This window comes from Companilactobacillus formosensis, from assembly GCF_005405305.1.
GTDB lineage: Bacteria > Bacillota > Bacilli > Lactobacillales > Lactobacillaceae > Companilactobacillus > Companilactobacillus formosensis.
Genome location: NZ_BJDU01000009.1, coordinates 54012 through 68301 on the forward strand (window position 1 = coordinate 54012; position 14290 = coordinate 68301).

A 14290-nucleotide genomic window follows, 5' to 3' on the forward strand; every position below is an offset into this window, starting at 1 on the left:
TGAAGACTTTGCCCGTACTTGGGCTTAGCAAAGGCTCCAAGTCGTGCCCACATTGTTCCAGCCAAATTTGCTTTGCTATGGAGGACGGAATCTTACACCAATTGAAATTAAAACGTTTTAATAAACTTATTGACATTCTAATTTTTAAATGTTTTACTATTCATTGTAAATTGAAAAGAGGAAATTTATTATGAAAATTAATAATCAACACTCACATTTGAATAATCAATTTGCCTTTAGCTTTTTCTTTAGATAGCGTTTGTATCCTTTGATTGGATACGGACGCGTACGTGTTCGTATCTATCGAATGGCTAAAGCTTTTAAGCATGTTTAAGAAGCCAGATAGATACAGGGTTGAATCTATCTGGAGAAAATATTTCGGGCCCGTGTATTGAAACCAGTTAGATTCTAATCTGAATCTAGCTGGTTTTTTTTATACTTCGGGAGGATTAAATAATGAAAAAATCAATTATCAGTTTATTAACAATTGCCATGGTGGCTTTAGTTTTAGTGGGATGTTCAAGTAATTCAGCATCAAGTAAGGAATTGAATGTCGGTATTTTACAAATTGTGCCACACGGTTCACTCGATGCCGCTAGAAAAGGTTTCAAACAAGAACTCAATCAAGAAATTAAAAAACACGATAAATCAATTAAAGTAAATTACAACTATCAAAATGCTCAAGGAGATCAATCTAATTTGAACTCAATGGCGCAACAATTAACACAAAAGAAAAACAACTTGATTTTAGGAATCGCAACGCCATCAGCTCAAGCACTTGCTAAGAAGACTAAGTCAACACCGATTGTAGTAACGGCGGTTACTAATTTACAAAGTGCCGGGTTGGTTAAATCAGATAAGAAACCTGATACTAATGTCACTGGAACTAAGGATCTTGGACCAGTTGATAAACAAGTGAAATTGTTGACGACTTTGACTAAGAACAATAAGCCAATCGGAGTTTTGTACAATTCATCAGAAGAAAATTCCGTACTTCAAATCAAGATGGTTAAAAAATACGCAAAGAATCACAATTTGAAATTAAATATCGTCAGTGTAACTAGCACCAACGATGTTGCCAGTGCCGTTTCTGGAATGGCTGACAAGGTATCCGGAATTTATCTACCAACTGATAATCTGATGGCTAGTTCTATGAAGACTATTGGTAAAAAGGCTCGTGAAGCTAAACTTCCAGTTGTAACGGGATCGATTGAAATGGCGGAAGATGGTGGAACTGCCACTTATGGAATCAACTACGAAGATCTTGGCAAACAGACAGCTAAGATGGCTTATAAAATTTTGATCGACAAAAAGAAACCTCAAGATATGCCTGTTGAAACTTCACATACTTTGAGACTCTACGTTAACAAAGCTTATGCTAAAGAAATTGGCTTAAATCCTGATCAAATTAAACAACCTTAGGAGGTAAACTTATGATTATTTCAAGTCTTGGACAAGGACTATTATGGGCACCCTTAGCAATCGGTGTTTTCATCACATTTAGAATCTTAGATATTCCTGATTTGACGACTGAAGGCAGTTTTCCTTTTGGGGCTGCAGTTGCAGTTAGTTTGATGTTAAAAGGTCAATCGGCTATTACGGCATCATTAGTAGGATTTCTAGCTGGCTGTTTAGCAGGATTGATTACAGGACTATTAGACACTAAATTACACATTCCTTCACTATTAGCAGGAATTTTAACAATGACAGGTTTGTATTCAGTCAACATGCACATTATGGGAAAATCAAATGTTCCATTACTAAATGAGAAAGTTTTGACAGAATATTTGCCAAGTTGGAACTTAGATATTCAAACGATTGTTTTAGGATTGATTGTTACCGGTCTAGTTGTGATTTTATTGTATTTGATGTTCAAAACTAGACTAGGCTTGTCGTTGATGGCAACTGGTAACAATAAAGAAATGTCGAGTGCCAATGGGATAAATACCGATGGAATGATAATTTTCGGTTACATGATCTCTAATGGCTTGATTGCCTTATCTGGTGCTTTAATTGCTCAGAGTAATGGCTACGCTGATATTGGAATGGGAATTGGTACGATCGTTATCGGTTTAGCTTCAGTTTTAGTAGGCGAAATCTTTTTACGTGGTCACAATATTTTAACTAGATTAATAGCAATGGTCGTTGGGGCAATTGTCTATCGGTTATTGCTAACTGTGGCGATGAGTTTAGGTTTCCCAGCCGATGATCTGAAAATTTTATCAGCTATTATTTTGGTAATCGTCATCTGTGTGCCAATCATTCAAAACAAAATTCAAACGAAGCGTCAATTGAAAAAATACTTACAACAAATGGAGGCAACGGACGATGAAAGTTCTACAAGTGCAACATCTACAAAAGGTATTCTTTCCCGGGACTGAAAATGAACGTCACGTGTTAAAAAATATTAATTTACAAGTGGACGAGGGCGACTTCATTGCCGTGATTGGTAACAATGGAGCTGGTAAATCAACATTATTAAATACGATTGCCGGAACTTTGTCAGCTGACAGCGGAGAGATTGATTTAGCAAGCCACGATGTTTCCAAAAAATCAGTCGCTTATCGGTCTCGTTGGATGTCACGTGTCTTTCAAGATCCTAAAATGGGAACTGCTGGAGATTTAACTGTTTTACAAAATCTAGTCTTAGCTCAAAGTCATACGAATACAGTCAATTTACACTGGTATCAGAAAAAGAATGATGTTGAAAAATATCAAGAACTTTTACAGACTTTGAATATGGGATTGGAGAATTTTTTAAACACTCAAGTAAAATATCTTTCCGGTGGTCAAAGACAAGCTTTGTCATTGTTGATGGCAACTTTGAGCCAACCAAAATTACTATTGTTGGACGAACATACGGCTGCACTTGATCCTAAGACTAGTCAAGAAGTTATGAAAATTACCGACGAAATGGTGCAGAGAAAACATTTAACGACAATGATGATTACGCATAAGATGTCCGATGCTTTAAAGTACGGTAATCGTTTGATCATGGTTCAAGATGGTCAGATTAAGTTGGATGTTAAAGGTATCGAAAAACAAAATCTAAATAAAGAACAATTATTAGAAGCTTTCGCCTAAACAAAAAAAGCTAGTTACTGAAGTAGAGATCAGTAACTAGCTTTTTGATTCTAATCCATTTATCAGGGGGGAAGGATGGATTTTTTCTGTTATGTTTTAGTGAGAATCATTAATTTATATATATGAAGATTATTTATAGGGGGGATAAGTTAAAGCTTTTTGATTTCCTTTAACTTACAAGTACATCATAACGAGTAAATGTGAAGAAAGTATGATGCTAATGTTTCAAAAATTGGAAGAATAAATTTATTCGAGGTAAATCTTCTTCAAACTATTGATTTCTGAGTCAGTTACCCCCAGTTCGTTTTTGATATACTTATCTATGTTACCGTATTCTTTGTCGATAGTTCTCATGGCTGTGGCTAAATAATTAGTATGAACGGTCATTAAGTCGTGGACTGAACTAAGTACATCAGGATCGGTGTAGCCTTTTTCCTTTAACATGGAAAGTAAATCCGTAACGTATTCTTTGTTGGCCTTGTTAGTCAATAAATAATCTGACTTGATAGTTTCAAATGGTACTCCTAAAGCTTGTAAGAAGAAAACAGCCCCCATGCCGGTTCTATCTTTACCAGCACTGCAATGGAAAATCAATGATTCATCTTTACCAGTATTTAGTAATAATTGATTAAAGAATTTACGATAAGCTGCCTTTGCTGAATCTCCTGTGATAATATCACGGTAAACGGCAATCATGTGGGCATAGCCATCAGTTGGATCACCGTCAATTTCAGGGATGTAGCCTTCACTTTGGACTTCGGAAGATTTTGTCTCATCTTCTTTAAATACTGGAGCCCAAACGTAACGAACGCCATCAGGACGTTTGTCAGGTTTTTTGTCAATTTCTTGTTTAGATCGGAAGTCAACATCGATCTTTAGACCGTAATCCTTGAGAAATTTCAAATCATTATCAGTCAAATCGGCTAAACCAGCAGATCTTAATATCTTGTGATATTTAACAGTTTTGCCATCACTAGTTTTATAGCCGCCAAGTTCACGGAAATTAACGCCTTTTTCAAGGTTTAAAACACGTTCATTATCGTTAGCCATCTTAATTACCTCTCAATATTTTTCTACGTACTATTATAACAAAAAGGAAGAGTTATCCTCATAATGAAGTTCATTATTGCGCCCGGAAAATACAATGATAATATTAGTTCCAAAAAAATTGGCCAAGCCATTTATAGTGGCATTTCTCGCGCTTTGCCAAGTGCTGAAATTGTGACCATGCCAGTAACTGACAGTAAATATGGAATGCCAGCATTAGTTAAGCATACTATTGGTGGCCAGTGGGTCAAACTGTCGCTTTTTGATGCCTTTTGGGAGGAAAAAACTGGCCGCTATTTAGTTACTAATATTGATAGTCAAGATACCGCGATTATCGATTCTGAACAAGTCGTAGGAGTAGATTTAGCAAAAAATAAAAGCCGAGATCAGTTGTTCCATGCTACAAGTTATGGTATGGGTGAATTGGTAGTCGATGCCGTTACGAGTGGATTAAAAAATATCGTGATTTGTTTGGGTAAGACAGCCATAGCTGATGGTGGCTTAGGAGCTCTACAAGCCTTAGGTGCTAAAATTTATGATGAAGCTGGGGATTTAGTTCCGGAAGGTGAAAATCCACTGATAAGCGCTCAGAGAATCGATTTAGAGGATGCTTTTGAATTATTAGGTAATCGGACTAAAATTACCGTATTGCTAAATTATTCCAGTTCTTATAAATTATGCGATAAAGTTGAATATCTCAACGAAGCTCAAGAAGGATTTCTAGAAGATAATTTAGTTTATATTAGCGAAAAGATAAATCAGAAGTATAATTTAGATATACACCCGATGCCACATTCTGATTCGATCAAGACATTGGCAGGGGCGTTTGCAATGATTAATGCACGTATTTTGCGATCATCATTTGAGTGGGTCAGTAAGGTTACAGGGATGGATTCTATCATTCGGACAGCAGACATTTTAATTACTGCTACTGATAAAATATCTGGTGATTCGATGAATGATGATATTTTATATCATTTAAGTCGAACAGCTGGAGATGAGAAAATTCCAACTTTTGTTTTGTGTAATAATTTTGTTGATAATTTTCAAAATTACGAGCAGATGTTCACAGGTATTTTTTCTACACAAATGACAGAGTATGATGATGAAATTACTATTTTTGAAAATTATGAATCAGTCGCAAATCAATTAACAAGAACACTTTTGGCATTAAAATGACACAATTTATTGAATAATATAATTGAATGCATTAATCTAAAAACAAAGGAATCTATTAAGTGCATTGGAGGATTAAATTATGGAACAAGATTATAAGAAGATTTTGGTTCCGGTAGATGGATCAAAAGAAGCTGAAATGGCTTTTAAAAAGGCCGTAAAAGTTGCACAAATGAATGGTGGACACCTAGATGTGTTAACTGTTCTGGACACCAAACAATTCATCGGATTACATGGTGGAATGCTTAACGGAGATGTGATTTACCAACTATCCGAAGATGCCCAAAAGTATCTTAACGAATTAAAAGATGGTGCTGTTAAGAATGGTTTCAACGAAGATGACATTGCTATTCACGTTCGTTTTGGGGAACCAAAGACAGTTATTTCTCAAGAATTCGTAGAAGAATATGAAAATGATTTGATTATGATTGGTTCAACAGGTATGAATGCTGTAACTAGATTGCTAGTTGGTTCAGTTTCTGAATACGTTACAAGAAATGCTAGAACTGACGTTATCATCGTTAGAACTGATACTAACAACGATAAGATTTAATTAGATTTATAAATTTAAGCTGGCAAATAGCCGGCTTTTTTGATGGAGAAGAAATATGCGATGCAACTGGGCTAATAGCTCTAAAGAAATGCAACAATACCACGATACTGAGTGGGGAAAACCTAATCACGATGAAACTTATTTTTTTGAGATGTTAACATTAGAAGGTGCTCAAGCTGGATTATCTTGGGCGACGATTATTAAGCGAAGAACGACATATCGTCTAGCTTATGATAATTTTGATATCGATAAAGTAGCTCACTATACAGACACTAAAAAATCAGAATTATTGCAAGATAAGGGGATTATTCGCAATCATCTTAAAGTCGATTCTTCTATTAATAATGCTCAAATAATTGAAAAAATGCATCAAAATGGAGAAAAATTTTCGGATTATATCTGGAATTTTGTTGATAATAAACCGATAATTAATCATTATAGTGATATGGATGAAATGCCAGCACAGACTGATTTGTCGCAAAGAATTAGCAAGGATTTGAAGAAACGTGGTTTTCGATTCGTTGGACCTACGATTGTTTATTCTTTTTTGCAAGCAGTTGGGGTTATTAACGACCACTTAGATTCCTGTGATTTTAAGTAAAAATTAGTATAATGGTATTGAAGACGGAGGATAATTTTTATGAATTCTGAAACTATTAGCACTTTGGCCGACTGGCTTTATACAAACAGAAAAAAAATTGAAGACAAATCAGAAAAATTTGATGCTCAAAAAGTTTACGATATTTTGGACTCACTAGAAGTTTTAAGAAAGCCTATCAAAGAATATTTTGATATGACTGAAGATGACTACTATCAAAACGAGTCTGACCATCGTTTAACATTGCAAAACCCTGATCAAAAGTTAAGTGAATTACATGATCGTGTACAAGTAAACCACGTTGACGGTTCACTTGAGGGACACGACATTAATTTTACGTACAATCATGAAGACCCATATGCAGAAAAAGAATATCAAGTTAAAACTGACATCAATTTGGTCAACTATTCTTTTACTGTTATTGGTGCTGTTTATGATAATACTATCGTCGCCGATGTAAGAAATTCTATTTCTAAAGATGCAATCCTATCAATTGGATTAGCAGCTCACGCTATTGAGGAATGGCAATAATGAAATTAATATCAGTCAATGACTTGTCATTGCAAATTGAGGGCTACTTTGCATTTAAGCATGTAGCTTTTTCTTTATCTCAAAATGAAGTAATTGGTATCAACGGCGATAATGGTAGTGGTAAAACGCAACTTTTAGAAGCAATTGTGAACAACAAAACACCGGATAGTGGAACGATCGACTATACACCGGGTGTTAGGATCGGTTATTTGCCCCAGGAAAATCCTCAGATAATTGAACAAAGTACCGGAAAATATTTGGAAGATATGAGACGTTTGTCCAAAAATTTGGCTGTTCGTAAAGATCAACTTCAAGGTATGATTACTTTCATGGGGCTGAGTCCTTATTTAAGTACGCCCGTTAATCAATTGTCACTCGGTTTAAAAAGACAGGTAGACTTTTTAGCTGCCGCAGCTGGACACCCCAATGTTTTAGTTTTAGATGAACCCTTCGCATTTCAAAGTGAAAAAACTATTCAAAAGATGCTAGATTTGATAATGGATTTAAAGAGTAATAATTCGGGCGTGATTTTGTCAGCTACACAGTTTGATAAAAAAATCGCCACAAATTTTGATCAACTTTACTTATTAGATGGTGATTTGAAGGTTCAAAATTCCAGAGAAGATACCGCGCTTAGTTTGTTGATTTTTCGAGTTAATCCTAATTCAAAGGCAATCACGCATGATATTGAGAACTTTTTAGTATCTAATCAAGACAATCAAATTGAACTAGAGGTTCCATTAAAATTACGGCAAGCAATTTTAGACAAGATGATTCAATTAAATTATCAATTTGAAGGGATGAAGGAAAATTGAAAGTAAGAATTCTTTTAAAAAGTTATTTACAGTTATATTTTCAAAACTTTTTGTATTTAACGATGTTATTTTCAATCATTGTCTTTGGATTGTTGGTCGATCATCTGTTAGAAATTGGTAATTTAAAAAAATTTAGTTTATTGTTAATAGCAATGTTTCTCCTGTCACTTTTTTCGACTATGAATCTTTACTACAATGACAGTCAACAGAACAAATACTTGAAACAAAAAATCAACAGTCATTGGGCTGATTGGTTGAGTCAATTGTTAGTTGCAGTCATAACAAATTTGTTTTCGAGTATTTTGATTTTTATCTTTAGTTTAATTTTAGATGGTAATATTTTCTTAGACTTTGTTGGAATCTTAAGTCTTTTCAGCGTTGGATTTTTAGGCAGTGGAATTGCTACTTTATTTCAAACTCAATGGTATAGTCATTCCACAGTTGGCCAAATTGGCGTGTTGATTTTTACTTATCTAGCGTTTTCCGGCAGTGTCGTTGGTATTTTGACTGCAGTGGAGTGGCTATTACCTCCTTTATCAAAAATAATAATAACTTTGCAAAATACTTCTTCAATAACGAGACTTTTGCCAGTGGCTGGGCAGACATTATTATATGCAGTAATTCTATTTTTTATAAGTGGATTAATTTATAAAAAAACTAGAAAAAGCATATAAAAGTATTGCAATGTTATAGTAAATTCTGTTTTAATACTTTGGATAAACAAGGAGGATTTTTATGAGTAACGTTTTTTTGCGCCAGGCGAAGCTTGATGATCTACCAAGAATCATTGATATTATTGACAGTGCTAAGAAGACCTTAAAAGACCGAGGCGTTGATCAATGGCAACAAGGTTATCCAAATAAAGAAATCCTTGAACAAGACATTCAAGAAGGCATCAGTTTTGTTTTGATATTAAATGGTCGTGTCGTAGGGAGTGCAGCTTTACAACAAGGCTATGATAAAAATTATCAAGATATGAATTCTGGTTCATGGGATGATGATTCCGATGTAACGTATTCAATTATTCACCGTATAGCTATTGAAGCAGATCACCAAGGAGAACATCTTAGTGCAGCTTTGATCCAACAATTAATGACAATGTCTTATTACTTAGGTTATCGTGATGTGAGAATCGATACTCATCCTGACAATTTAGTAATGCAACATATCATTACTAGTAATGGTTTTGAAGAAAAAGGCACGATTACGATGGACGAAGATAAAGGTGTCAGATTGGCATATCAAATTCTTTTGAAATAAGCGTAGAAAGATTATTTTTCATATATTTGATATATAATTAAGCCATAATTAACCATCGTTAAGATGGTTTTTTTAATATATTTTTCCAAGGTATTGGATATTAGGAGAATGCGAAATTGAAATTTAATAATGTTGCTAGAAGGGTGCTATCACCTAGACCTTCAGAATTTATTTCGACTCAAACTGAGAACTTTTTGAGAAGATTAAAACCAAGACCGTTCGTCGTTGATTATATTGAGGGCGTTTATAAAACCAATGTCTTACCAAACGTTAACGACGATACAGTGACAATTTCTGTTCTAACTGATACTCATGCCAAGGCCGTAGTCAGTGCTTCTTATTATGGAATCAATGGCATGAGGCATATAATTGAAGCAAATCAGGTCAGCAATGACGTTGGAGTAGATCTTAATGTCCATTTAGGTGACTTGATGGATGGTAGTGACAAGCCCGAAATCAGTCGTGGACTGTTGAAGTTTGCGGTTGAAAATTATCAAGCTAGTAAGCCACCATTTTTTATCGTTGAGGGTAATCATGATGAAAATGACAAATATGATGAACATCGCTTTTTCAAGTCAGCGTCATTTCACCGAGATGATTATGATTCATTAGTAACAAAGTACGATTTTGAACAATCTGAGATTCTACGTTTGAATCCCGTTTCTAGAGTGGGTTGGTTCGATAAAGGTGATGTACGAATCATCTTCATCGATACTAGTGATATTCCTTATATTCTTAGTAATGGTTCTAAGAAATATGACTTTAAGAAGGTTCGAGGGGTCAGAGAGCAACAATTAGAGGATTTGACCACCGTTTTGCAAAGAACTGTCGACAAACATGTAGTTGTGATGGGACATGCCAATATAGTTAGTCCTTCTGGACGCAGTGCTTTGAATTTTAACGGTGACCTAGTTCAACAGTTATTAGTCGCTTTTAATAATAAAGAGACTGGACAATTAAAAAATGAATTAACAGGAGATTTTGGAGTAAATATTCGCTATGATTTCTCTGCTACCGGCATTTCTAAGATAACAACATATATTTGTGGCCATATGCATTATGAAAAAAACTACAAAGTTTCTGAAATTAATCATATAATATTAAATTGTTCGGCCCTTATGGGAAAGAAACACGGACTAACAACTGACTATAACAAGAAATGGGACAGACGATATAATGAGATTTCTGAATTATCAGGGTATTTCATTAATATCGACCCGAACAAACTGCGCTTACAGATTTTTGGTTACGGAGCCGCAACAAGGTATGTAAGCTTTGAAATATAAGGGAGAATTATTTTATGTGTGGAATTGTCGGATTCGTTGATAAGAATATTGCAGACAAGAAGCCTGTCATCGAAGCTATGATGGAAACGATCAAGCATCGTGGTCCAAATAGTTCGGGTGAATTGGTTGAAGGTGATACAGCATTTGGTTTTCGCCGCTTGAGTATCATCGACATCAACAGTGGTATGCAACCTATCTATAACGAAGATAGATCTAAAGCCATTATTTTTAATGGTGAAATTTATAACTATAAAGATGTAAGAAAAGAATTAAAGAAAGCCGGACATATTTTCAGTACTGAAACTGATACTGAAGTTTTGCTACACGGTTTCGAAGAATGGGGCATTGAAGGCCTCTTGAAGAAAATTCGTGGTATGTTTGCTTTCGCTATTTACGATTTGAAGACTGGTGATATTACTGGTGCTAGAGATTTCTTTGGTATCAAACCACTGTACTATTACAATCGTGAAGGTACATTTATTTTTGGTTCAGAAATCAAGTCTTTCTTGAAAGAACCTAACTTTAAAAAAGAATTAAATAAAGCTGCTTTGAAACCATATTTAACTTTCCAATACTCAGCTCTACACGAAACATTCTTTAAGAACGTTTTCAGAATTCCTGAAGGTCATTACTTTACTTACAAGAACGGTAAGTTGAGTATCAAGAAATACTGGGATATGACATTCAAAGAGAATCATTTGTCATTTGAAGAAACAGTTAAGAGAATTGATAAAGCTATGCACGAATCAGTTGAAGAACATTCAATCAGTGATGTGCCAGTTGGTTCATTACTTTCCAGTGGTGTGGATTCAAGTTATGTTACAGCAATTTTGAAACCACAACACACTTATTCAATTGATTTTGATACAAGTACTTATGAAGAAGGTAGTGCTGCTAAACTTTTGGCTGACAAATTAGGCCTTGAAAATACTCGTGGTATCGTAACTAAGGAAGAAGCTATCAAATCTATTCCTTTGATCCAATACTACATGGATGAGCCAGATGCTAATCCTTCATGTGTGCCACTTTACTTCTTAACTAAATTAGCAAGTCGAGATGTCACGGTAATCCTATCTGGTGAAGGAGCCGATGAACTATTTGCCGGCTATGCCAATTATGGATTCCATTCACATTCTAAGGTCATTAGAGTCGTTGCTGAAGACTTGAAGAAGTTGCCTAAGGGTGTGAAATACAAGTTGGCTCATGGATTAAAGAAGATGCCAAACTTCCCAGGACGTTTGCACTTGTATGAATCAACAGCTAAAGCTGAAGAATTCTTTATTGGTCAAGCTAAGATCTTCACTGAAAAAGAAGCTGCTGATTTAGTTAAACCAGAATTTGAAAAATCACGCTCTGTTAAAGACATCGTTATGAGAAGCTACAACAAAGTTAGTGGCTACGATGATGAAGTTAAGAAGATGCAATATCTTGATCTTCACCAATTTATGTCAAACGATATCTTGTTGAAAGCTGATCGTATGAGTATGGCTAATTCAATGGAATTGCGTGTACCATTCCTAGATAAGGAAATGGCCAAAGTAGCTTCAGGCATTCCTACTAAGTATCTTTTGAACAGTAAAGATAGTAAGTATGCTTTGCGTGTTGCCGCTGAACGTGCTTTACCAGATGAATGGGCAAAACGTGAAAAACTAGGATTCCCAGTTCCAATTCGTGACTGGATCAAGACTAAAGAAGTTTATGAAGATTTCCGCAAGTTGTTCAGTGCTGATTTTGCTGGCGAATTCTTCGATCAAGATGCTATTTTGAAGATGCTTGATGGTTGTTATCGTGGTGAAAACGATGATCGTCGTAAGGTTTGGACAATTTATACATTCTTGATTTGGTACAAGGTTTACTTTATCGACAATGGTAAGAAGCCAGATGTTGATCCACAAGTTGTTGTACCTGAAGAAAAAGTCGAACAAAACGCTTAGACGTAAATTGCCGTCCTCCATAGCAAAGAAAATTTGGCTGGAACGATGTGGGCACGACTTGGAGCCTTTGCTAAGCCCAAGTGCGGGCAAAGTCTTCAAGCTCGACCTTTCACTAGGCAATAAATTGCCAAGAGAAATTTCACATCTGAGCCAATTTTCTTTGCTATTCCGGACTAGATGGTGATTTCTATCTTTATACTAAGTTACTTTAGAAAATTAATAGAAGATATTATTGAAATTGCGGTATATTGCTGCAAGTTTAGTAATATCTTCTTTTTTTGAATTGGTACTACAAAATAGAACTGTTATTAAAGAAGTATGCGTCTAATTCTATTTGAATAGAAATTGAAATCTAGTCGGGAGCAAGAGTCCTGTGATGGCTCAGCCGCCAGATTCTTGTTAGTGCTTTAGCACTTACAAGAAGGCCTAGTTTTGAGATTTTGCGTCTTTGGGTCCATGCAAAAGCTCGAAATAGTGCCGGCAGCGTTCCAGCCAATCACAGGGCTTTTGCGGACGACGGCAGTTCTATCAACGTCCATTCAATATTAAGAAATAATAAAAATATTACTAAAAATAATATAAAGTTTTAACAATTTGTTATAGTGTAATCGTTAATTTTAATTTGGAAGTGGTTTCAGGGGATTCCAAAATTAGAAAATGGGGGAGGAAATATGGATACTAGTCAAGTTAAAAATATGAGTCAAATGTTTTTGAATTGTCATTCGTTAAAGAAGTTAGATTTATCCAGTTTTAAAACTAAACAAGTCAAAGATATGTCCCAGATGTTCAGTGGCTGTCGCGACTTGAAAGAATTAAATATTTCCAGCTTTGATACTAGTCAAGTCACTGATATGCAGGGTATGTTCAGTGGTTGTGAAACTTTGGAAGAATTAGATTTGTCAAATTTCGATACGACTAAAGTCAAAGATATGACAGACATGTTCAAATCTTCGGATGAATTAAAATCAATTAAGTTTGGTGATAAATTCGTAGTTCCTAATCAACCACGAGATTTGAAAATGCCCGAAAAAACTTGGATCGACATAGGGACGGGAACTAGAGATAATCCTAAACCTACTGTTGACGGCATTAATTCCAGTGAACTTTTGAGTAAAGCAGATAAAGGTAGATGGATCGTTAAACCAGATGAGGAATATCATGGTCCAATGACTGTGAAAATCAACAATAATCTTGGCAGTGATGTGGTCGTTGAAGTTCCAGTTGATATCCAACCAGAATTTGTTGGCAGTACTTTTGAATTACCAGTTCCACAAAAGACCGGTTATAAGACTGCTAAAAAGACAGTACAAGTAATGGCCTTAAAAGATAAGCTTTCTAGTAAAGATGTTGTTACGTATACTCCGGTAAAAACTAAAGTTCAAACTCAGGGAATGGTCGAAGATTTTAACGAAGAAATAACGGTTTATCCAGATCTTGAACATGCTCAAATCTTTGATGACAATGAAGAATTGACGACTGATAAGAGTTTTATTGGCGGGAAAACTTGGTTGAGTAAAAAACTTTGGGTGATTGACGGTCAAAAATATTATCAAGCCGCTGATCACGAATGGATTAAGGCTACGGAAGTTTTTGAATGTGAAAAAGTTGACGCCACTCTAAAGACTAAAGACGTCGTTATTACTAATTTAGTTGATTGCCGTATGGATATGCTGACTAATCGTGGATTAGGTGCATTGAGTACTTGGAAAGCACAAAATATTGCTTATTTGAATCATCACAAGTATTATCAAATTAATGAGAATGAATTTGTCGATGCCGAAAAAGTTGATGTTGTTAGCCAATAATAATTCAAAATTGAATGGCACTTGTTTAGATATAGTCCGAAAACTATTTTCTGAGTAGGTGCCATTTTTCTGTAAATCATGTTAAGATAACGCATATATGACGGAGACAAAATAAGCTGATATTGGCGTTATGACGTTACTATAAAATAAATTTTTATGCCAAATATCGATATTAGTTTAAGATATCACAAAATCAATTTA

Annotated in this window: 14 protein-coding genes; 13 read left to right on the plus strand and 1 reads right to left on the minus strand. The window is 35.1% G+C overall.

Annotated elements, in window-relative coordinates; genetic code table 11:
- Nucleotides 1–456: 456 nt before the first annotated feature.
- The 3 genes from FFM65_RS10360 to FFM65_RS10370 are packed head-to-tail and all read left to right on the plus strand — an operon-like array spanning nt 457 to nt 3084.
- A complete protein-coding gene (locus FFM65_RS10360; protein WP_119318674.1) occupies nt 457–1422 on the plus strand; it encodes an ABC transporter substrate-binding protein in 966 nt (321 codons plus the stop codon).
- An 11-nt stretch (nt 1423–1433) separates the two neighbouring features.
- A complete protein-coding gene (locus FFM65_RS10365; RefSeq protein WP_119318675.1) occupies nt 1434–2381 on the plus strand; it encodes an ABC transporter permease in 948 nt (315 codons plus the stop codon).
- On the plus strand, nt 2329–3084 hold the full coding sequence (locus FFM65_RS10370) for an ABC transporter ATP-binding protein (protein ID WP_119318676.1): 756 nt from the start codon (nt 2329–2331) through the stop codon (nt 3082–3084). Before FFM65_RS10365 ends, FFM65_RS10370 begins: the two co-directional genes overlap by 53 nt.
- 246 nt (nt 3085–3330) lie before the next feature.
- On the opposite strand, the gene FFM65_RS10375 is transcribed toward FFM65_RS10370, so the two are convergent.
- On the minus strand, nt 3331–4134 hold the full coding sequence (locus tag FFM65_RS10375; RefSeq protein ID WP_119318677.1) for a tyrosine-protein phosphatase: 804 nt from the start codon (nt 4132–4134) through the stop codon (nt 3331–3333).
- A 63-nt stretch (nt 4135–4197) separates the two neighbouring features.
- Here FFM65_RS10375 and FFM65_RS10380 point away from each other — a divergent pair, with 63 nt between their 5' ends.
- The 10 genes from FFM65_RS10380 (at nt 4198) to FFM65_RS10425 (ending at nt 14089) form a co-directional block, all read left to right on the plus strand.
- Nucleotides 4198–5310 carry a glycerate kinase gene (locus FFM65_RS10380; protein ID WP_119318678.1) on the plus strand — a complete coding sequence of 371 codons (1113 nt, stop codon included), beginning with the start codon at nt 4198–4200 and terminating at the stop codon, nt 5308–5310.
- A gap of 79 nt (nt 5311–5389) precedes the next feature.
- Entirely contained in the window at nt 5390–5860 is a 471-nt protein-coding gene (locus FFM65_RS10385) for a universal stress protein (RefSeq protein WP_059074597.1), read from the plus strand.
- 55 nt (nt 5861–5915) lie between these two features.
- Nucleotides 5916–6461: a DNA-3-methyladenine glycosylase I gene (locus FFM65_RS10390; protein ID WP_119318679.1), complete on the plus strand. Its 546-nt coding sequence runs from the start codon at nt 5916–5918 to the stop codon at nt 6459–6461.
- A gap of 39 nt (nt 6462–6500) precedes the next feature.
- Nucleotides 6501–6989: a hypothetical protein gene (locus FFM65_RS10395; protein WP_119318680.1), complete on the plus strand. Its 489-nt coding sequence runs from the start codon at nt 6501–6503 to the stop codon at nt 6987–6989.
- Nucleotides 6989–7804 (plus strand): ATP-binding cassette domain-containing protein, encoded by an 816-nt coding sequence (locus FFM65_RS10400; protein WP_162897990.1) that lies wholly within the window; start codon nt 6989–6991, stop codon nt 7802–7804. The genes FFM65_RS10395 and FFM65_RS10400 overlap by 1 nt, the downstream gene beginning before the upstream one ends.
- On the plus strand, nt 7801–8478 hold the full coding sequence (locus FFM65_RS10405) for a hypothetical protein (protein WP_119318682.1): 678 nt from the start codon (nt 7801–7803) through the stop codon (nt 8476–8478). Before FFM65_RS10400 ends, FFM65_RS10405 begins: the two co-directional genes overlap by 4 nt.
- A 61-nt stretch (nt 8479–8539) precedes the next feature.
- The gene (locus tag FFM65_RS10410; RefSeq protein ID WP_119318683.1) at nt 8540–9064 is read left to right on the plus strand and encodes a GNAT family N-acetyltransferase; all 525 of its coding nucleotides are present in this window, start codon (nt 8540–8542) and stop codon (nt 9062–9064) included.
- A gap of 116 nt (nt 9065–9180) precedes the next feature.
- Nucleotides 9181–10350 carry a metallophosphoesterase family protein gene (locus FFM65_RS10415; RefSeq protein ID WP_119318684.1) on the plus strand — a complete coding sequence of 390 codons (1170 nt, stop codon included), beginning with the start codon at nt 9181–9183 and terminating at the stop codon, nt 10348–10350.
- Between the two features lie 14 nt (nt 10351–10364).
- Nucleotides 10365–12284 (plus strand): asparagine synthase (glutamine-hydrolyzing), encoded by a 1920-nt coding sequence (gene asnB, locus FFM65_RS10420; RefSeq protein WP_119318685.1) that lies wholly within the window; start codon nt 10365–10367, stop codon nt 12282–12284.
- A gap of 641 nt (nt 12285–12925) precedes the next feature.
- Nucleotides 12926–14089, plus strand: coding sequence for a BspA family leucine-rich repeat surface protein (locus FFM65_RS10425; protein WP_255311503.1), 1164 nt, complete (start codon nt 12926–12928; stop codon nt 14087–14089).
- The last annotated feature ends 201 nt before the right edge of the window (nt 14090–14290 follow it).